Genomic DNA, 18,863 nt, shown 5'->3' with positions numbered 1-18,863 from the left:
GCCGTCACGTTACCCGCACGTGGTGGGCTCCCCCGGGGCGGCGCCTGGTCAGTCCCTCGCCAGCCAGCGCCGCGCCCGCAGGCCCACGCGTTCGTCGGTGGCCACCGAGGCGGCGCCGGTGGTGACGGTCTCGTAGACGGCGAGGATGTCGGCGCCCACGGTCGACCAGTCGAAGCGGCGAACATGGCGGCTGCCGCGTTCGCGGAGCTCCGCCAGGCGGGCGGGGTCGCCCAGCAGGCGTACCGCGGCGGCGGCCAGGGCGTCGGCGTCCTCGTTGGCGAACAGCTCGCCGGCCTCGCCCTGGTCGAGGACCTGGGCGAAGGCGTCGAGGTCGCTGGCGAGTACGGGTGCGCCGGCGGACATCGCCTCCACGAGGATGATGCCGAAGGACTCCCCGCCCGTGTTGGGGGCGACATAGACATCGACGCTCCGCAGCAGGCGCGCCTTGTCCTCGTCGGTGACCATGCCGAGGAACTCCACGCGGGAGCGCAGCTCGGGGGGCAGGGTGGCGACGGCCTCCTCCTCGTCGCCGCGGCCGGCGACCAGCAGCCGGGCGTCGGGCACCGCGGCGAGGATGGCGGGCAGCGCCTTCATCAGCACCGGCAGGCCCTTGCGCGGCTCGTCGATGCGGCCGATGAAGCCGATGGTCCCGCCCTGCCACTCGGGCCGGGGTTCGGCGCGGGCGAAGAAGTCGACGTCCACGCCGTTGGGGATGACCACCGCGTCGCCGCCAAGGTGTTCGACGAGGGTCCGGCGCGCGTACTCGCTGACCGCGACGCGGGCGCTGATCTTCTCCAGCGCCGGCTGCAGGATCGGGTACGCGGCGATCATCGCCCGCGAGCGCGGGTTGGAGGTGTGGAAGGTCGCCACGATGGGGCCCTGGGCGGCCCAGCAGGAGAGCAGGCCCAGCGAGGGGGAGGCCGGCTCGTGGATGTGGATGACGTCGAAGGCGCCGTTCTGCAGCCAGCGGCGGACCCGGGCCGCGGAGAGGAAGCCGAAGTTCAGGCGGGCGACCGAGCCGTTGTAGGGGACGGGGACGGCGCGGCCGGCGGAGACGACGTACGGCGGGAGCGGGGTGTCGTCGTCGGCGGGGGCCAGGACGGAGACCTGGTGGCCGAGGCGGATCAGGTGGTCGGCCAGGTCCCGGATGTGGAACTGGACGCCGCCGGGGACGTCCCAGGCGTAGGGGCAGACGATGCCGATCTTCACGGTGTTCCCTCGTTCTCCCCCAGTGCCCGTACGGCCTGGGCGGTACCCCCGTCTCCGCCCCCGCGGCGCAGAGGTGCGGCTTTGGTGCCTTGCTGCGGCCCGGGGGCCGCGGGTGCGACGCTCATGGCGTCTCCGTTCCGGGCTCGCGCGGCTCCAGGTCGGCGAGCCAGAGCCGCTGCAGCATGTGCCAGTCCTCGGGGTGGTCGGCGATGCCGGAGGCGAAGGTGTCGGCGAGCGCCTGGGTCATCAGGGCGGCCTTCTCGGTGCGGGTGCCGGTCTCGGGGACCTCGATCTCGGGGTGGACCCGGCCGCGCATGACGGGGGTGTCGTCGTACCAGAGGGTGACCGGCAGCAGCATCGCGCCGGTCTGTACGGCGAGCATCGCGGGGCCGGCCGGCATCTTCGTCTCCTCGCCGAAGAACTTGACCGGGATGCCGGAGCTGGACAGGTCGCGGTCGGCGACCAGGCAGACCAGGCCGCCGGCGCGCAGCCGCCGGGCGAGCGTGCCGAAGGCGGCGCCGCCGGTGTGCGGCAGCACCTCCATGCCCAGGCCCTCGCGGTAGGCGACGAAGCGGTCGTAGAGGGACTCGGGCTTGAGGCGCTCGGCGACGGTGGTGAAGGGGGTGTTGAGCTTGGTGGTGACCCAGACGCCCGCGAGGTCGTAGTTGCCCATGTGGGGGAGGGCGAGGATGACGCCGCGGTCGCTCTTGAGCCCCTCCTCCAGGTGGTGCACGTCCTCGGGCGCGAAGCCCGTCCTTATCCGGTCCTTGCTCCAGGCCGGCAGGCGGAAGGACTCCATCCAGTAGCGCATGTACGAGCGCATCCCGGCCCGGGAGAGCTCGGCCAGGCGCTCGGCGGAGGCGTCCGGGACCACCCGGGCGAGGTTGGCCTCCAGGCGGCGGACGCCCTTGCCACGGCGCTTCCAGGCCGTGTCGGCGATCCGCCGGCCGAGGCGTACGGCGACCCCTTCGGGCAGCTTCTTGACGGTGCTCCAGCCCAGGCCGTAGAGCGCGTCGGTGAGTGTGCCGGTGTCGATCCCCGGCAGGCCGGTCCTGCGTGCGCTCATGCGCTGTTCCCCCCTTGTGCGATGGCGTCGGCCTCGGCCGACTCCCGGCGTACCGTCACCACGCGCTGGCCGAGGGTGACGGCGCTGCCGATGCCGACGATCCACAGTGCGATCGGCAGCAGGGCCTCGACGCCGGGCACCCCGAACGCGTGCAGACCCGACAGCCCGCAGGCCACCAGCGTGATGACCAGCCGCTCGGCGCGCTCGACCAGGCCGTTGACGTCGACCGGCAGCCCGATGGCCTCGCCCCGCGCCTTGGTGTACGACACGACCTGCCCGCTGGCCAGGCAGAAGATCGCCATGGCGCAGAGGATCAGGCTCTCGCCGCGGCCCGCGTACCAGAGGGCGAGCCCGCCGAAGATCGCGGAGTCGGCGACCCGGTCGAGGGTGGAGTCGAGGAAGGCCCCCCAGCGGCTGGAGCGGCCGAGCTGCCGCGCCATGTTGCCGTCGACCAGGTCGGAGAAGACGAAGAGGGTGATGACGACCGTGCCCCAGAAGAACTCGCCCTGTGGGTAGAAGACCAGGGCGCCGGCCACCACCCCTCCGGTTCCGACGAGGGTGACCGCGTCCGGGCTGACGCCGATACGGATGAGCAGGGCGGCGAACGGCGTGAGAACACGCGTGAAGAAAGCACGCGCGTACTTGTTCAGCATGGCCTTCCCGGAGGTCGATATGGGCCGCGCGGTCAAGGGGCCACCGGCTGGCCCATCGTAGCCACGAGGCCCCGGGCCGCCGCGAAGGCATCGCGGCGCAGGGTGCATGCGGCGGCTCGGGGCCGCGGTTGCGCGCCTCCCGGCGTACGGACAGGCCCCCGGAGCCCTTGGGAGGACCGGGCTCTTGCGCCATGTATGGACGCATGGTGACCTCGGTGGAAAGCTCGAATCACCGCAAAGTGTCGACCTGGAGGCGAGACACATGAGCGAGAAGTCGAGTACACACCCGGGAGCCGCCGGAAGGGCATCAGCGGCCGGCCAGCCCACGGCCCTGCGCAATGTGGTGCTGGTCGGCCACAGCGGATCGGGAAAGACCACTCTGGTCGAGGCCCTCGCGCTGGCATCCGGCGCGGTCAACCGGGCGGGCCGGGTCGAGGACGGCGGCTGTCTGTCGGACTACGACGAGATCGAGCACCGTCAGCAACGCTCCGTACAGCTCTCCCTGGTCCCGGTGGACTGGGGCGGAATCAAGATCAATATCTTGGACACCCCCGGATACGCCGATTTCGTCGGGGAGCTCAGGGCCGGTCTGCGCGCCGCGGACGCGGCCCTTTTCGTTGTCTCGGCGGCCGACGGCGTGGCCGGCGCGACCCGCATGGTCTGGGACGAGTGCGCGGCCGTCGGGATGCCGCGGGCCCTGGTCATCACGCATCTGGAGGCGTCCCGCGCCGACTTCCACGAGATGACCGAGCTGTGCCGGACCGCGTTCGGCGGCGAGGACCCGGACGCGGTGCTGCCGCTGTACCTGCCGCTGTACGGAACACCGGGCGCCGACGGCCACTCCCCCGTCCACGGTCTGATCGGCCTGCTCTCCCGGCGGGTCTTCGACTACGCGTCCGGCGAGCGCACCGAACGCGAGCCGACGGCGGAGGAGCTGCCGCTGATCGAGGAGGCCCGCAACCGCCTCATCGAGGGGATCATCGCCGAGAGCGAGGACGAGTCCCTGATGGACCGCTACCTCGCCGGCGAGGACATCGACGTCAAGACCCTCGTCGGAGATCTGGAGACGGCGGTCGCCCGCGGCACCTTCCACCCCGTGCTGGCCGCCGCCCCGGCCCCCGAGGGCGCCAAGCAGGGGCTGGGCACCGTGGAGCTGCTGGAGCTGATCACCGGCGGCTTCCCGACGCCCGCGGAACGCGAGGCGCCCGAGGTGACCACCCCGGAGGGCGCCCCGCGCCCGGCGCTGAGCTGCGATCCCGACGGGCCGCTGGCGGCCGAGGTGGTCAAGACCTCCTCCGACCCGTACGTCGGCCGGATCTCGCTGGTCCGGGTCTTCTCCGGCACCCTGCGCCCGGACGAGACGGTGCATGTCTCGGGCCACGGTCTGCAGGACCGGGGCCATGAGGACCATGACGTCGACGAGCGGGTCGGGGCGCTGTCCGCACCGTTCGGCAAGCAGCAGCGTCCGCTGCCGCAGGCGATCGCCGGCGATCTGGCGTGTGTGGCGAAGCTGTCGCGCGCCGAGACCGGCGACACCCTCTCCGACAAGGGCAGTCCGCTGCTGATGGAGCCCTGGACGATGCCCGACCCGCTGCTGCCGGTCGCCATCCGGGCGCACAGCAAGGCCGACGAGGACAAGCTCTCGCAGGGGCTGGCCCGTCTGGTGGCCGAGGACCCGACGATGCGTCTGGAGCACCATCAGGACACCCATCAGGTGGTGTTGTGGTGTCTGGGCGAGGCGCATGTCGATGTGGCGCTGGAGCGGCTGCGTACCCGCTACGGCGTCCAGGTGGACACGGTCGCGCACAAGGTGCCGCTCCGGGAGACCTTCGGCGAGGCGTCGGCCGGCCGCGGACGCCATGTGAAGCAGTCCGGTGGGCACGGGCAGTTCGCGATCTGCGAGATCGAGGTGGAGCCGCTGCCCGGTGGCTCCGGCATCGAGTTCGTGGACAAGGTCGTGGGCGGCGCGGTGCCCCGGCAGTTCATCCCGTCCGTGGAGAAGGGCGTGCGCGCCCAGGCCGCGCGCGGGGTGGCCGCCGGGCATCCGCTGGTCGACATCCGCGTCACGCTGCTCGACGGCAAGGCGCACTCGGTCGACTCCTCGGACGCCGCGTTCCAGACGGCGGGCGCGCTGGCGCTGCGCGAGGCGGCCGCCGACGTCCGGATCGATCTGCTCGAACCGGTCTGCGAGGTCAGTGTGATGGTTCCGGACGAATTCGTCGGCCCGGTGATGAGCGATCTGTCGGGCCGGCGCGGCCGGGTGGTGGGCACCGAGCAGTCCGGTGCGGGCCGCACCGTCGTGCGTGCGGAGGTACCGGAGATCGAGATCGGCCGGTACGCGATCGATCTGCGTTCGCTCTCGCACGGCAGCGGGCGGTTCTCCCGCGTCTACGTACGGCATGAGCCGATGCCGCCGCAGCTGGCCGCCAAGGTGCGGGAAGAGGCGGAGGACGGCGGGTAGTTGACGCCCGGTCAGCCGTGGCTCGGCCGCTGTCCGGCTCAACCCCCTTGGGCTGGACGGCGGCTGTACGCTGAGAACCTTGTCGTCGGGCCGTGCGCGCGGCGGCGGGGCGCGTCGGCCACCGGCTCCTGACAGGTGTGCCGTCGGCGGAAGCCGGGAAGAGCCGCATCATCGGATGCGAGCGGTGTGGGGGGCGGTAGTGGCAGACGGGTTCGACTTCAGCCCAGGGGCGCAGGTGCCGCTCTCGGGGAGCGCCGGGCAGACGGCGGCGACCCAGGCGCTGGCCTCGGCCGCCTATCGGGACAGCCCGCTGGCCGACATCTCCAAGGCGGACTCCGACTCGGGCAAGTCCGAGATCAAGAAGCCGAAGCTGTCGCTGTTCGCGCCCAACCTCGGCGAGGCGTACTCACGCGCCGTGCAGGTGCGGATGCTCGGCGGCGGCCGCAAGGCGCTCATCCAGTCGTTCGGGGTCGAGCCGCAGACCATCGTCGAGCACTGTCTGTCGGCCACCCGCGTCCGCAAGCAGCGCGACAGCAAACTGACGCTGCTGATGGTGCTGTTCGGGCTGCTGTTCCTGCCCGGTGTGCTGCTGTGGCTGGGCGTCTTCCAGCTGCGCAAGATGCTCTCCAAGGACGGCGAGGGCAAGGGTGTCTCGCTGCTCGGCGCGGTGCTGCTGACCGTGCTCGCCGGCGTCGGCCTGGTCTTCATGATCAAGCTGCCGATGAACGGCTTCTGGCCGATGTACGCCCGGGCCATGGTCGTCGCCCCGGTGGTCGGCTGGTGGCTGGCCAAGCAGATCTGCGAGAAGACCGCGGTGGCGATGCGGGAGGCGTGGAAGGGGCTGCTGGAGGGCGGCGGGGTGGCCGCCAAGATCCCCGAGGCGGTGCCGCAGGACCCGAACGAGACCGCCGCCGAGACCCTCCGGCAGAATCTGGCCAAGGTCACCGCCGAGCAGAACAGCAATGTCGTCTTCTACGCCGGCCCCAAGGGCATACTCGGCATGGGCACCCGCTGGGGCAGCTGGCAGCTGGCGGAGGAGCTCAGGCCGGCGCAGGAGGGCACGGAGATCAACCCGTTCCGCAGCTGGGACGTGATCCGTGCGATCCACGACAAGTTGCGGCTGCTGGAGCGCAGCCCGCTGCACACCGGCGGCTTCCCGACTCCCTCCGTCCGCCACTGGATCGTCTCGCCGGTCGGCGAGAAGGCCGCCGCCGTCAGCCGTCCGGAGGGCACGCATGTCGAGGCGTACCAGATCCGCGGCCACGAAATAGAGCGGATCTGCAACGACCAGCAGTTCGGCAGCGGCAACCGCCACTACCTCGGCGTCCAGTTCGTCCTGTGGGACGGCCAGTTGGTGATCACCCTGATGATCACCGTCACGGTGCTGCACGAGACGCTGCGCATCGAGGTGACCGGCCATGCCCTCGGCCCGGTCAACGGCCTGTTCACGACCAAGCCGGAGCCCAAGACCAAGGACGTCGCCAAGGTCGTCAAGTTCTGGGAGACCAAGACCCAGACGCTTCCGCTGATCGAGCCGCAGGAGGTGGTCCGGCTCGCCGCCCGGGCCCCGCTGACCTGGTTCCCGCCGATCCTGGACTTCCTCGGCGGCAAGCTGACGCTCCCCGAGCCGTTCGGTCTGCGGCACGTCTGGGCCGACAAGCCCTGGCGGCACCGCTTCATGGCCGATGACGCGCTGCGCGCCGCGACGCCGGTCCTGCGCACGGTCCACGCCGCCGCGATGACCGTCCTGAAGGACAACGGCGTGGACACCGAGCGCTTCACCAACCGCTCCCTGGTGCTCAGCGGCATGGTCCAGGGCGTGGAACCGCACAAGGTCGACGAGTACAACGCGTAGCGGTCCTCGGCTCCTGGGGCCCGTCCGGCACTGTCCGCCGGGCGGGCCCCAGGTGTATGTCCCCCAGGGCCTGTCCGATGGGTGAGGCCCTAGCGGAAGATCCCGGTGTGCCCCAGGGAGTAGCGCCCCGGCTGCGGGTAGACCGCGAGGCCGTGCGGGCCCTGGCCGACCGGGATCTTGGCCAGGGTCTTGCCGGTGCGGGTGTCCAGTGCGTAGACCTCGGAGTGGTAGCGGCCGGAGAGCCACAGGACCTTGCCGTCGGTGGACAGCCCGCCCATGTCGGGGCTGCCGCCGCCGCGGATGTGCCACTTGCCGGCGAGTTCGCCGGTCTTGAAGTCGAGCAGGGAGATCGAGCCCTCGCCGCGGTTGGAGATGTACATGGTCTTCGAGTCGCGGCTGACGTAGAGGCCGTGGGCGCCCTTGCCGGTCGGCATCAGCCTGGGCCGGTCGAAGGTGTCGCCGTTGAGCACCCAGATGCCGTCGGCCATCATGTCGGCGACGTACCAGGTCCTGCCGTCCGGGGAGATCTTCACGTCCTGCGGCATGGCGCCCTCGAACGGCAGCTTCTCCTGGCCGATGACCTTCATCTTCTCCGTGTCGACCTTCAGCAGCTCGCCGGAGAACTCGCAGGAGACGATGAAGTACTTGCCGTCCGGCGAGAAGTCGGCGTGGTTGACGCCGGCGCAGCGGACCGGGACGGTCTTGCGGATCTCCATGCTGTGCGGGTCGCGGAAGACCAGCTGCCGGTCCATGGAGGCCATCACCACGGCGTACTTCCCGTTGGGCGTGAAGTACAGGTTGTACGGGTCGTGGACCTTGACGCGCTTGCCGGCCTTGCCGGTGGCGGGGTCGATCGGAGTGAGGTCGTGCCCCCGGTTGTTGTTGACCCAGAGCGTCTTCATGTCCCAGGACGGCACGACGTGCTGCGGCTGGACGCCGACCGGGATGGTCTCCATGACCTTGTACGTCTTCGGGTCGATGACGCTGACGGTGTCGGACCCGGTGTTGGGCACATAGATCCGCGACGGGTAGCCCTTGACCTGCGGCGCCAGCTTGCCCGGGCGGTCCGCGGCGTACAGGTCGTGCTCGTCGAGCGGCGGCGGCATCCCGGGCAGGCCCGGTTTGGCGGCCTTGACCGGTGCGCGTTCGACCGGCGGGGGGCTTGGCGCGGCGGGCTTGGTCCCGCCGTCGCTGCAGCCCGCCGCCACCAGCGCACAGGCCGCGGCGAGCAGCGCGGCCGCCCGGTGGCGAAGGCCCCGGCTCAGCGAGCGGGTCGGGGAATCGGTACGGTTCCGGTCAGCCATCAGGTCACTAGCTCCGTTGTCGTCACCGCGCGCAGACCGCGCCGGCGGAGGCCGTCGAGGATGGAGGGCAGCGCGGCCACCGTGCCGGCGTGCCCCAGGTGGAGGCTCACGACCGAGCCCGGCCCGACCGAGTCCAGGACCGTGCGCCGGACGGCCGGGGCACCGGGGTCGTTCGCGTCGAGGGAGTCCACGTCGTAGGACAGGACATGCGGATAGCCGGCCTTGCGGGCCAGCGAGGTCACCAGTGCGGTGGCCCGCCGGGTCTGCGAGGGGCGGAACCAGCTGCCGATGGTGCCGGTGAGGGTGCGCAGCCGGTCGGCGCAGCGGGCGATCTCGGCGTACGCCTCGGCGGCCGGCAGGGCGCAGATCGCGCGGTGGTGCATGGTGTGGTTGCCCAGCTCATGGCCGCCGTCGAGGATGCGGCGGGCCATCGCGGGCTGCTCGTCGAGCCAGTCGCCGACGGCGAGCACGGTGACCTTGGCGCCGCCCTGCTCGGCGAGGCCGAGCAGGGCGGTGGCCAGCCGGGGATCGCCCGCGCCGTGGAAGGTCAGCGCGACGGCATGCCCGTCGCGCGGCCCGTGCTCGATCTGTGCGCCCAGGCCGGGTACCCGGGTGGGCCGCCGGGCGGCGGGGACGGGCGGGCGCCGCCCGGCCCCGGAAGGGTCCGGCCCGCCGGCGGCCCGTGCGGCGCCGGGGTCCGCGGCCCGGTCCGGGGCGCAGCCCGCCACCAGCGCACCGGCTCCCGCGGCCGAGGCGGCCGCGCGCAGCACGGAGCGACGATCCAGTGAAGTCACCACCCCATTAGAGAGGCAACTAATCCGAATTAGGGCGATATGCCCGATTCACCCGCGTACGTGTCGTACCGAGCGTCGTCCGGGACGCCGCCCCGGACGACGGCCCGAGCCGCCTACGCGGGCCAGGCCGCGGCGAGCATCACCCGGGTGTCGGCGAGGAGTTGGGGCAGCACCTTGGTGTGGCCGACCACCGGCATGAAGTTGGTGTCCCCGCCCCAGCGCGGGACGACGTGCTGGTGGAGATGGGCCGCGATGCCGGCGCCGGCGACCGTGCCCTGGTTCATCCCGATGTTGAAGCCGTGCGCCCCGGACGCGGTGCGCAGCGCGGTCATCGCCCGCTTGGTGAACTCGGCCAGCTCGGCGGTCTCCGGGCCGTCCAGCTCGGTGTAGTCGGCGACGTGCCGGAACGGGACGACCATGAGGTGGCCCCCGTTGTACGGGTAGAGGTTCAGCACCGCGTAGACATGCTCACCGCGCGCGATCACGAGGCCGTCCTCGTCCGACTTCGCGGGGATGGTGCAGAACGGGCAGCCGTCGTCGGCCCCCGGGCCGCTCGGTTTGTTCTCGCCCTGGATGTAGGCCATCCGGTGGGGCGTCCACAGGCGCTGGAAGGCGTCCTGCGTCCCGACTCCGATCTGCTGCTCCGGCTCGCTTGTCATACGGGCCAGCATATGGCTTCGTCCATTGGCAGCGTGTCGTTGGGGCGCACAGCACCGGACACTCCGCGATGCTGTGGCGATGGACAGGGAAGCGCGGTTGCGGGAGTGGGAGGAGCGGGCGGAGCCGTACCTCGCGATCGCCTCGCTGCTCTTCCTCGTCTCCTACGCGATCCGGGTCCTGATCTTGGACCTCTCCCCCGGCTGGCAGGCCTTTTGGGGCCTGGTCACCGTCGTGACCTGGGGCGGCTTCGTCGTGGAATACCTGGCCCGGTTGCTGCTCAGCGAGCACCGCCGGCGCTTCGTCCGCACCCGGTGGCTGGACCTGATCGTGACCGTGCTGCCGCTGCTGCGGCCGCTGCGGCTCGTCGAGACGCACGACCGGATGCAGCGCCGCAGGGACCACCCACGGCTCGCCCTCGAAGCCCGCGTGATGACCTACGCCGGTCTGACCTCGCTGCTGCTGGGCTTCGCCGCGAGCCTGGCCGTCTACCACGACGAGCGCCTGGCCCCGCACTCGACCATCACGACCTACGGCGACTCGGTCTGGTGGGCCTGCTCGACCCTGACGACCACCGGGTACGGCGACGCCACACCCGTCACCCCGCGCGGCCGGCTGGCCGGAGTGGCGCTGATGTTCGTCGGCGTCGCCCTGGTGGGAGCGGTGGTGGGCTCGTTCTCGTCATGGCTGGTGCGGCGCTTCCGGGTGGAGGGCGAGACATGACGGGGCCCCGGGGAGCCGATCGCTCCCCGGGGCCGCACGTCACGGAAACCGGCGTCACACCTGCAGACGGCGCTCCACCACGTCGAGGATCTCGGCGATCGCCTCGTCGCGCGGGATCCCGTTCTTCTGCGACCCGTCGCGGTAGCGGAAGGACACCGCCCCGGCCGCCATGTCCTCGTCACCGGCGATGACCATGAACGGCACCTTGCTCTTCTGCGCGTTCCTGATCTTCTTCTGCATCCGGTCCGACGAGGAGTCGACCTCGATCCGCAGCCCCTTGGCCTTCGCCTGCGCGGCGAACTCCTCCAGGTACGGAACGTGCGCGTCGCCGATCGGGATGCAGGTCGCCTGCACCGGGGCCAGCCACGCCGGGAACGCCCCCGCGTAGTGCTCCAGCAGCACCGCGAAGAACCGCTCGATCGAACCGAACAGCGCACGGTGGATCATGACCGGCCGCTGCTTGGAGCCGTCCGCGGAGGTGTACTCCAGCTCGAAGCGCTTGGGCTGCTGGAAGTCGACCTGGATGGTCGACATCTGCCAGGTACGGCCGATGGCGTCCTTGGCCTGCACGGAGATCTTGGGACCGTAGTACGCGGCGCCGCCCGGGTCCATGACCAGCTCCAGGCCCTGCTTCTCGGCGGCCTCGCGCAGCGTCTCGGTGGCCTCCGCCCACTCCTCGGGCTCACCGATGAACTTCTCGGAGTCGTCGCGGGTGGACAGCTCCAGGTAGAAGTCGCTGAGGCCGTAGTCGCGCAGCAGGTCCAGCACGAAGGTCAGCAGCGAGTCCAGCTCGTCATGCATCTGCTCCTTGGTGCAGTAGATGTGCGAGTCGTCCTGGGTGAAGCCGCGGGCCCGGGTCAGGCCGTGCACCACGCCGGACTTCTCGTAGCGGTAGACCGTGCCGAACTCGAAGAGCCGCAGCGGCAGTTCGCGGTACGAGCGGCCGCGCGCCTGGAAGATCAGGTTGTGCATCGGGCAGTTCATCGCCTTGAGGCGGTAGTCCTGGCCCTCGAACTGCACGGGCGGGAACATCGCGTCCGCGTAGCTCGGCAGATGGCCCGAGACCTCGAAGAGCTTCTGCTTGGAGATGTGCGGGGTGTTGACGAACTCGTAGCCCGCCTCCTCGTGCCGCCGGCGGGCGTAGTCCTCCATCACCCGGCGGATGACGCCGCCCTTGGGGTGGAAGACGGCCAGGCCCGAGCCGAGGATCTCCGGGATGGAGAACAGGTCGAGCTCGGCACCGAGCTTGCGGTGGTCACGCTTCTCGGCCTCGGCGAGGAAGTCCAGATGCGCCTTGAGCTCGTCCTTGGTCGGCCAGGCGGTGCCGTAGATCCGCTGCAGCTGCTTGTTCTTCTCGCTGCCCCGCCAGTACGCGGCGGCCGAGCGCATCAGCTTGAAGGCCGGGATGGCGCGGGTGCTGGGCAGGTGCGGACCGCGGCACAGGTCCTTCCAGCACAGGTCGCCGGTCTTGGCGTCGAGGTTGTCGTAGATGGTCAGCTCGCCGGCGCCGACCTCGGCGGAGGCGCCCTCGGCGGCGTCCGCGGCGGAACCCTTCAGCCCGATCAGTTCGAGCTTGTACGGCTCGTTCGCCAGCTCCTCGCGCGCGGCGTCGTCGCTGACCGCGCGGCGGGCGAACTTCTGCCCGCGCTTCTGGATCTCCTGCATCTTCTTCTCGATGCGCTTGAGATCGTCCGGGTGGAAGGGGGTCTCGACGTCGAAGTCGTAGTAGAAGCCGTCCTTGATGGGCGGGCCGATGCCGAGCTTCGCGTCCGGGAACAGCTGCTGCACGGCCTGGGCCATCACATGCGCGGTGGAGTGCCGCAGGATGTTCAGGCCGTCCTCGGAGGTGATGTCGACGGGCTCGACCTCGTCGCCCTCGGCGACCTCGTACGCCAGGTCCTTCAGCTCCCCGGCCACCCGCGCGGCGACGACACTGCGCTCGCCCTGGAAGAGGTCGGCGGCCGTAGTGCCCGTGGTCACCACGCGTTCTTCCCGCTCGGAATCGCGTTGGACGGTCACACGGACGTCTGACACCGGTCTCTCCTGACTCATGTCTCTTTCACGACAGCGATTGCTGCGCAGCCGAATCGTACCGAGCCGGTGGTCCCGACCGCGAAACGGATTCCGCGGGCGGCTTTGTCAGGGCGTGTCGTCCAGCGGCCCGCCGCACGCCTCCTCGAAGAAGTCGAGATTCTCCTGCAGCGACTTCAGCAGGCGGTCCCGCTCCGCCTCGTCGACCTGTACGGGCGTGACGTCGCGGCCGCCGGTGATCCGGCGGAAGCCGCCCCGGCTCTCCAGCCGCCCGCTGACCCTGATCGGCAGTCCCACCAGGTGGGCGTGCCCGGCGATCCGGTAGTCCTCCTCCCCCAGCGAGACCCGCACCTGTCCCACGTCGGCGCCGGTGATCACCCGCAGCCGCACCGTGCCGGGCCCCCCGGGCCGCTCCCTGCGCAGCCGTACCACCGCGCCGGTCACCCGTACCGGCAGCGACGGCTCGTCGCGCACATAGCGCTGGGCCGCCTGCTGGAGCGCGGGCAGGTCGCCGGGCGAGAACTCCACCGGCTCGGGGCGAGCCGCGCAGCCGGCCGGGGCGCCGGCGGCCGGTGACCACTCGACCGCGATCCGCACCCCCTCCGCATCGCGGACCAGCGCGATCAGCGCCTGGGCCAGCTCATGGCAGACGCCCAGCTCGACGGCCGCGTCGAAGGCCTCCATGCCGCCGGTGGCGCGCTGGTAGTCGGTGGCGTCGCGGGCCGCGTGCAGGGCCCGCTGCAGCCCGGCGACCGCCCCGCGCCCGCCGCGCACCGGGACGAACGCGGTCAGCCGGCGCCCGCCGGCCGCCGGGCCGACCAGCACCTCGCCCAGGAACCCCTCGGCCTGCCGCTTGTGCCGGGCGCCGTAGAAGCCGGCCCTGCCGTACGTGCCCAGCGCCCCGGCGACCAGCATCGAGCGGGCGGCGCCGCGCAGCTGCTCCTGGGCCACCCAGTACGCGGCACCCGAGCCGCCCTCGGGGACCTCGCGCTCCCAGCGCACCTCGTCGCTGGGCACCGCCAGCCCCACCAGCACCTCGCGTGCGGAGGGTGCGGCGCTCTGCGCCAGCGCCGCCAGCGCCTCGGCGAGCAGCTCCGCGCTGTCGGGGAAACGACGGTCGTGCGGCACCAGCAGGCTGGTGCCGCCCCTCCCGCCGGGCGGCGTCCACCGGGCGTAATGGCCGGCGGCGGCGCCCCGGCGGCGCCAGCCGTGCCGGGCCAGCAGCGCGCTGAGCACCGCCGGGTCGAGCAGCGCGGGATCCAACAGCCGCGCGTCGGGTTCATCGGTCGGCCGGTACATCAGGGTCTCCCTCCCGCCCCGACCCGCGTCATGATCTCGCAGAGCGCTCGGTCGTCGAAGATCCGCGTGGTCGGGATCCGCACAGTGGTCCTGCGCCGGCCGGTCACCGGATGACCGGCCAGGTTTGTCCAGTAGCAGCAGTGCCGCAGTTCGAGACGGTCGTGGGAGGCCCGCAGCCAGTCCTGCTGGGTCCGTGGGACCAGCATCACGACAAGGATCTTGTGCACCGATACGGGCGTGCGGGCGAGCTTGGCCAGGTGGTCGTTGTCGAGCGTGAAGGCGAAGGTCGGCCCCGGTGGGCGCGGGGCGGTCTGGTAGGTGCATTTGAGCTGCACCTTGATGGTGACCTCGTCGTCGACGGTGTGGCCCGGCGCGCCATGGCTGACGTGCCAGTCGATTCCGTTGTCCGGGAAGGGCTGCGCCAGCGAGCATCCGGAGGCGGCGGCGACCGCGTGCAGATAGCCCACCTGGAGGGTCTCCATGCAGGCAGTGGTGGCGAGTCCGCCGCGCTGCGGTGTGGTCCGCTGGGGCAGCAGCCCGCCCGGTTCGGGCTGCGCGAGCGTCATCGCTCAGGGCCTTCCGGGCTGGGGGGAACACCCCCGCGGTCGATGCGTCTGGGATGACGGGGAAGCGGCGGATCGCGCGGCCCGTCCCTTTGGTTGTCTCCGCGTCAAGTGGTCCGCAAACAACGACGGTTCGACCACCGGGCGGCTCGGGTATCACCAGCTCGGGTGGTATGCGATGCCATCCCCCGTACAAGCACGAGGAGTTGGGATGATGCCGTGCTGGTATGACGGTCCGCTCGCCGCCTTCGACACCGAGACGACGGGCATCGATGTCGAGCAGGACCGCATCGTCTCCGCGGCCCTGGTGGTCCAGGAGACCCCGCGCTCGACGCCCCGCACCACCCGCTGGCTGATCAACCCCGGCGTCGAGATCCCGGAAGCCGCGACGGCGGTGCACGGGCTGACGGCCGACCATCTCGCCCTGCACGGCCGCTGGCCGGCGCCGGTGCTGGAGGAGGTCGCACGCGCCCTGGCCGCGCAGTCGGTGGCCGGCCGCCCGCTGGTGGTGATGAACGCCCCCTTCGATCTGACCCTTCTGGAGCGCGAGTTGAAGCGGCACCGCGCCAGCTCGCTCAACGCCTATCTGGGCGCGCATCCGCTGTGCGTCCTCGACCCCCGTGTCCTCGACAAACACCTGGACCGCTACCGCAAGGGCCGCCGCACGCTCACGGATCTGTGCGCGCACTACGAGGTCGAGCTGACCGATGCGCACGAGGCGGCCGCCGACGCGCTGGCCGCACTGCGCGTCGTACGCGCCCTGGGCCACCGCTTCGCCGACCGGCTGGAGGGCCTGCACCCGGCGGAGCTGCACACCCGCCAGGCGGTCTGGCACGCCGCCCAGGCCCGGGGGCTGCAGGCGTGGTTCGCCCGCACCGGCAGCTTCGAGGCGGTCGATCCGCATTGGCCGCTGCGTCCCGAACTCCCGGCCGCCGCCTGATTACACATCAGGAATTCCGCGCTCCGCCCGGCAAAGACCCACCACCGGACGGGAATTCCGGCCGCGGCATTCCGCCAGCAAAAAACCGGGCCACCTCTTGGTGGCCCGGTTCTTGATCCGGTGGGCGATACTGGGTTCGAACCAGTGACCTCTTCGGTGTGAACGAAGCGCTCTCCCACTGAGCTAATCGCCCGGATGCGGCGAGGTTTCCCTCGCGAACGACCTGAACAATACAGGTCGTCCGGGCCTTCCATCAAATTCCTGTCAGCCGCGGGCCAGCCGGGCGGCCAGCCCCCGCCGTCCGGCCCGCATCATCAGCGCGTGATTGGCCACGAACAGCGGGCGCCCCACCAGCGCGCACCGCCGCAGCAGCGGCTTGCGGACCTCGACGTCCTGATCGAACACGGCCCGGGTGCCGCCGCCCGCGGGCCCGACCGTCCAGCGGGCCCAGCCCTCCAGGTCCCCCCGCATCGCGATCTCCAGCAGCCCCGCCTCCGGGTCCCGCACCCGCTCGGTCGCGGTGACCTTCAGGTCGTACGGCAGCAGCGATCTGAACCGGGCGGTGCCGCTGCGGTCGTCGAGCGCGGTCACCTCGCGGACCTGCGGCCACCACCGGGGGTAGGCCTCGGCGTGCGCCAGGGCGGCGTAGACGACCGCCGGCGGGGCGTCGAGCAGCCATACGCTGCGAAAGCGGTAGTGGTGCAGCCGGCGCGACCAGTCGGGCATGGGACCAGTGTGCGCCAGCGGCCGCGCGCGCCCAACAACTGCGACGGCCCGGAGACTTGGAAGTCTCCGGGCCGTCGTCCGGGGTGGGCGATACTGGGTTCGAACCAGTGACCTCTTCGGTGTGAACGAAGCGCTCTCCCACTGAGCTAATCGCCCGGGCGCACCGCCAACATTACCCCACGTCGGCGGGCACTCATGACCATGACCCGGGCCGCCTCGGCGCAGCGCGGCCGCATCGGCGCCAGGTCACTCGGAGACGTTCCAGGGCATCGCGAAGCCGAACTTCCACACATAGACCGCGAGCGCCGCCGCGATGATCACCACGCCGATGGTGGTGAGAATGATGTTGCGGCGCCGCACCTTGGGGTCGAGCGCCTTCTGGGCCGCTTCGGTGACCTTTCGCTTGGTCCACCGCAGCACCAGCTGCGCCCAGACGAATTCCGTCGCCCAGATCGCCATACCGCCGAAGATCACCAGCCAGCCGGGGCCGGGCAGCGGCAGCATGATCACGCCGCCCACGACCACCGCGAGACCGACGACGAAGACCCCGACCTGCCAGCTCACGTGCAGCGGCCGGGAGCGCTTGATGAAGTGCGGCGCTCGCGATCCGAGTGGTTGCTCGGCCGGCACGGCATCCTCCTCGACGACTCCCGGCCCCCCGTTACTCTGCGTATTCATACTCCCAAACTTACCGGACGGGATCACTCCGCGGAATTACCGCCGGGGACGATCTCGCAATCCGCCGTAAGAGGTACCTGAAACCACTCAAAACCGTCAGAGGGGTTTACAACGGCACCGTAGGTGGCATGTCGATTTCGCCGACGTGCGAATCCCCGAGCGCACACTGAGCGAAAGGCCCTGGCGCTTATGAACACCACGGTCAGCTGCGAGCTGCACCTGCGCCTCGTTGTGTCGAGCGAGTCCTCACTGCCTGTACCCGCGGGCCTGCGGTATGACACGGCCGATCCCTATGCCGTGCATGCCACCTTCCACACCGGAGCCGAGGAGACCGTCGAGTGGGTTTTCGCCCGCGACCTCCTCGCCGAAGGTCTGCACCGGCCCACCGGCACCGGAGACGTCCGCGTATGGCCGTCCCGGAGTCACGGGCAGGGCGTTGTCTGCATCGCCCTGAGCTCCCCGGAAGGCGAAGCACTGCTGGAGGCGCCCGCACGGGCCCTCGAGTCGTTCCTCAAAAGGACCGATGCCGCCGTACCGCCCGGTACGGAGCACCGGCATTTCGATCTCGACACCGAGCTCTCCCACATCCTGGCGGAGAGCTGAGACGCGGAGAGGTAACCGAAAGCACTCACCCGCTCACACTTGCGACCGTCCGACTCGGGGAGACGGCGCAGGACCGACAAGTTCATACGGCACACTTCGGCGTCGTCGCCGCGGGCCCACCGCGGAGGCGACGCTGGAGCTTGTTCCAGGCGCTGTGGAGCTTGTTCCAGACGCTAGAGTCGGCGACCATTCGGCAACGGCACCGGGCGGCACCCGTCCGGCCTCAGGCGGCCAGGGAGCGGAACCGTGATGATCACCCATGACACCCGGTGCGCGCTGGACGCGGTCGTCGACCTGCTCAACACCGCCCCGGAGGGCGAGGCGCCCGGCGCGCCGGACAGCCTGACCGACCTGGCGGGCCTGGAGGACTTCGTCCGGCGCAACGACGTCAGCGGGGTGGGCGCCCTGGGCCCCGGCGATCTGGCGGCCGTACGGGCGGTCCGGGCGCGGTTCGCCGAGGTCTTCGCGGCCGAGGACGACCGCACCGCGGCCGAGCGGCTCAACGCGCTGGTCGCCTCGGCGGGCACCACACCACAGCTGACCGACCACGACGGGTACGACTGGCATGTCCACTACTTCGCGCCGGACGCGTCGGTCGCCGACCATCTGGCCGCGGACGGCGGGATGGCGCTGGCCTTCATCGTCGTCGCCGGAGAGCGCGAGCGGCTGCGGTACTGCGAGGCGCCGGACTGCCGGCACACCTTCGTCGATCTCTCCCGCAACCGCTCCCGGCGCTACTGCGACAGCCGCACCTGCGGAAACCGCCTGCATGTCGCGGCCTACCGGGCGCGGCGACGGGAGGCGGCGGGCTGAGTAACGCCGGGATCGGGCGGCGGGGCACGGCCGGCCTCACAGGATGAAGAGGTCGTGTACGGCGCCGAGAAGGAGCAGGAAGCCGATGACGGCGAGGAAGAGCATCAGCGGCGGCTGGGACAGCGCGAACAGGCAACCGCGCGGTTCGGCGGACGGGGCGTCGTCTTGGGCGAGGGCGCACTCATCGTTCATCTCGCGCGCATCATGACGCAGATGATCGTCTGACTACGCCCAATCAGCGTCTCAGCAGCGGTAGTTCATCAGATCCCGTGCTTTTTCAGGATCGCTTCGATGTCCGAGAAGTCATCCTTGGGTGCACTGTCCCCACCCTGCGGAGCCTTCCCCTTGGCGGCCCCCCGCCCGGCGCCGAGGGACGGTACGGAGGCGGCGGGCGCCACCGCGTCCGGCTTGGGGGGGGGGGGGGGGGGGGGGGCCCTCTTTCCCCCCCCCCCCCCCCCCCCCACCCCCCCCCCCCCCCGCCGCCCAAA

Annotated in this window: 18 protein-coding genes, 2 tRNA genes and 1 pseudogene; 6 read left to right on the top strand and 15 right to left on the bottom strand. The window is 71.2% G+C overall.

Annotation, left to right across the window (positions count from 1 at the left end; translation table 11 throughout):
• Nucleotides 1-48: 48 nt before the first annotated feature.
• The 3 genes from ACZ5XZ_RS12035 to pgsA all read right to left on the bottom strand — a co-directional run bounded on the left by ACZ5XZ_RS12035 (nucleotide 49) and on the right by pgsA (nucleotide 2,928).
• Complete coding sequence (locus ACZ5XZ_RS12035; protein ID WP_468976805.1) at nucleotides 49-1,209, bottom strand: glycosyltransferase family 4 protein; 1,161 nt, start codon at nucleotides 1,207-1,209, stop codon at nucleotides 49-51.
• Nucleotides 1,210-1,330: 121 nt separating this feature from the next.
• A complete protein-coding gene (locus ACZ5XZ_RS12030) occupies nucleotides 1,331-2,275 on the bottom strand; it encodes a phosphatidylinositol mannoside acyltransferase (protein WP_468976803.1) in 945 nt (314 codons plus the stop codon).
• Nucleotides 2,272-2,928: a phosphatidylinositol phosphate synthase gene (gene pgsA, locus ACZ5XZ_RS12025; protein WP_399144125.1), complete on the bottom strand. Its 657-nt coding sequence runs from the start codon at nucleotides 2,926-2,928 to the stop codon at nucleotides 2,272-2,274. The genes ACZ5XZ_RS12030 and pgsA overlap by 4 nt, the downstream gene beginning before the upstream one ends.
• A gap of 262 nt (nucleotides 2,929-3,190) precedes the next feature.
• Here pgsA and ACZ5XZ_RS12020 point away from each other — a divergent pair, with 262 nt between their 5' ends.
• Entirely contained in the window at nucleotides 3,191-5,389 is a 2,199-nt protein-coding gene (locus ACZ5XZ_RS12020) for an elongation factor G-like protein EF-G2 (protein WP_468976799.1), read from the top strand.
• Between the two features lie 175 nt (nucleotides 5,390-5,564).
• Nucleotides 5,565-7,244, top strand: coding sequence for a hypothetical protein (locus ACZ5XZ_RS12015; RefSeq protein WP_468976797.1), 1,680 nt, complete (start codon nucleotides 5,565-5,567; stop codon nucleotides 7,242-7,244).
• Between the two features lie 89 nt (nucleotides 7,245-7,333).
• Here ACZ5XZ_RS12015 and ACZ5XZ_RS12010 read toward each other — a convergent pair whose 3' ends face one another.
• The 3 genes from ACZ5XZ_RS12010 to ACZ5XZ_RS12000 form a co-directional block, all read right to left on the bottom strand.
• Nucleotides 7,334-8,548 carry a YncE family protein gene (locus ACZ5XZ_RS12010; protein WP_468976793.1) on the bottom strand — a complete coding sequence of 405 codons (1,215 nt, stop codon included), beginning with the start codon at nucleotides 8,546-8,548 and terminating at the stop codon, nucleotides 7,334-7,336.
• A complete protein-coding gene (locus ACZ5XZ_RS12005) occupies nucleotides 8,548-9,342 on the bottom strand; it encodes a polysaccharide deacetylase family protein (RefSeq protein WP_468976791.1) in 795 nt (264 codons plus the stop codon). Before ACZ5XZ_RS12005 ends, ACZ5XZ_RS12010 begins: the two co-directional genes overlap by 1 nt.
• Before the next feature lie 113 nt (nucleotides 9,343-9,455).
• A complete protein-coding gene (locus tag ACZ5XZ_RS12000; RefSeq protein WP_468976788.1) occupies nucleotides 9,456-10,013 on the bottom strand; it encodes an HIT family protein in 558 nt (185 codons plus the stop codon).
• Between the two features lie 67 nt (nucleotides 10,014-10,080).
• Here ACZ5XZ_RS12000 and ACZ5XZ_RS11995 point away from each other — a divergent pair, with 67 nt between their 5' ends.
• Nucleotides 10,081-10,722 carry a potassium channel family protein gene (locus ACZ5XZ_RS11995; RefSeq protein ID WP_468976787.1) on the top strand — a complete coding sequence of 214 codons (642 nt, stop codon included), beginning with the start codon at nucleotides 10,081-10,083 and terminating at the stop codon, nucleotides 10,720-10,722.
• A gap of 54 nt (nucleotides 10,723-10,776) precedes the next feature.
• Here ACZ5XZ_RS11995 and thrS read toward each other — a convergent pair whose 3' ends face one another.
• From thrS to ACZ5XZ_RS11980, 3 genes are all read right to left on the bottom strand, one after another.
• A complete protein-coding gene (gene thrS, locus ACZ5XZ_RS11990) occupies nucleotides 10,777-12,756 on the bottom strand; it encodes a threonine--tRNA ligase (protein ID WP_468976784.1) in 1,980 nt (659 codons plus the stop codon).
• A gap of 105 nt (nucleotides 12,757-12,861) precedes the next feature.
• Nucleotides 12,862-14,052: a hypothetical protein gene (locus tag ACZ5XZ_RS11985; RefSeq protein WP_468976782.1), complete on the bottom strand. Its 1,191-nt coding sequence runs from the start codon at nucleotides 14,050-14,052 to the stop codon at nucleotides 12,862-12,864.
• Nucleotides 14,052-14,618 carry a DUF4365 domain-containing protein gene (locus ACZ5XZ_RS11980; protein WP_384428968.1) on the bottom strand — a complete coding sequence of 189 codons (567 nt, stop codon included), beginning with the start codon at nucleotides 14,616-14,618 and terminating at the stop codon, nucleotides 14,052-14,054. Before ACZ5XZ_RS11980 ends, ACZ5XZ_RS11985 begins: the two co-directional genes overlap by 1 nt.
• A 211-nt stretch (nucleotides 14,619-14,829) precedes the next feature.
• On the opposite strand from ACZ5XZ_RS11980, the gene ACZ5XZ_RS11975 reads away from it, so the two are divergent.
• Nucleotides 14,830-15,555 carry an exonuclease domain-containing protein gene (locus ACZ5XZ_RS11975; RefSeq protein WP_468977045.1) on the top strand — a complete coding sequence of 242 codons (726 nt, stop codon included), beginning with the start codon at nucleotides 14,830-14,832 and terminating at the stop codon, nucleotides 15,553-15,555.
• A gap of 121 nt (nucleotides 15,556-15,676) precedes the next feature.
• Here the strand turns inward: ACZ5XZ_RS11975 and ACZ5XZ_RS11970 are convergent.
• The 4 genes from ACZ5XZ_RS11970 to ACZ5XZ_RS11955 all read right to left on the bottom strand — a co-directional run bounded on the left by ACZ5XZ_RS11970 (nucleotide 15,677) and on the right by ACZ5XZ_RS11955 (nucleotide 16,959).
• Nucleotides 15,677-15,748: transfer RNA gene (locus ACZ5XZ_RS11970), tRNA-Val, on the bottom strand.
• A 71-nt stretch (nucleotides 15,749-15,819) separates the two neighbouring features.
• The gene (locus ACZ5XZ_RS11965; protein ID WP_468976779.1) at nucleotides 15,820-16,281 is read right to left on the bottom strand and encodes an SRPBCC family protein; all 462 of its coding nucleotides are present in this window, start codon (nucleotides 16,279-16,281) and stop codon (nucleotides 15,820-15,822) included.
• Between the two features lie 84 nt (nucleotides 16,282-16,365).
• Nucleotides 16,366-16,437, bottom strand: a tRNA-Val gene (locus ACZ5XZ_RS11960).
• 90 nt (nucleotides 16,438-16,527) lie between these two features.
• Nucleotides 16,528-16,959 (bottom strand): TIGR02611 family protein, encoded by a 432-nt coding sequence (locus ACZ5XZ_RS11955; protein WP_468976777.1) that lies wholly within the window; start codon nucleotides 16,957-16,959, stop codon nucleotides 16,528-16,530.
• A gap of 189 nt (nucleotides 16,960-17,148) precedes the next feature.
• Here ACZ5XZ_RS11955 and ACZ5XZ_RS11950 point away from each other — a divergent pair, with 189 nt between their 5' ends.
• Both ACZ5XZ_RS11950 and ACZ5XZ_RS11945 read left to right on the top strand, forming a co-directional pair.
• Nucleotides 17,149-17,562, top strand: a complete 414-nt coding sequence (locus ACZ5XZ_RS11950; RefSeq protein ID WP_003959770.1) for an SsgA family sporulation/cell division regulator — start codon at nucleotides 17,149-17,151, stop codon at nucleotides 17,560-17,562.
• A 246-nt stretch (nucleotides 17,563-17,808) separates the two neighbouring features.
• A complete protein-coding gene (locus ACZ5XZ_RS11945) occupies nucleotides 17,809-18,375 on the top strand; it encodes a CGNR zinc finger domain-containing protein (RefSeq protein ID WP_468976774.1) in 567 nt (188 codons plus the stop codon).
• A 36-nt stretch (nucleotides 18,376-18,411) separates the two neighbouring features.
• On the opposite strand, the gene ACZ5XZ_RS11940 is transcribed toward ACZ5XZ_RS11945, so the two are convergent.
• Both ACZ5XZ_RS11940 and ACZ5XZ_RS11935 read right to left on the bottom strand, forming a co-directional pair.
• The gene (locus ACZ5XZ_RS11940; RefSeq protein WP_384428953.1) at nucleotides 18,412-18,567 is read right to left on the bottom strand and encodes a hypothetical protein; all 156 of its coding nucleotides are present in this window, start codon (nucleotides 18,565-18,567) and stop codon (nucleotides 18,412-18,414) included.
• 68 nt (nucleotides 18,568-18,635) lie between these two features.
• A pseudogene (locus ACZ5XZ_RS11935) lies at nucleotides 18,636-18,863 on the bottom strand (hypothetical protein); the annotation flags it as partial.

The organism is Streptomyces sp. NPDC033270 (assembly GCF_055576575.1).
Note: the sequence above shows the minus strand (reverse complement) of the source record. Positions and strands in the feature narration are given on the sequence as shown.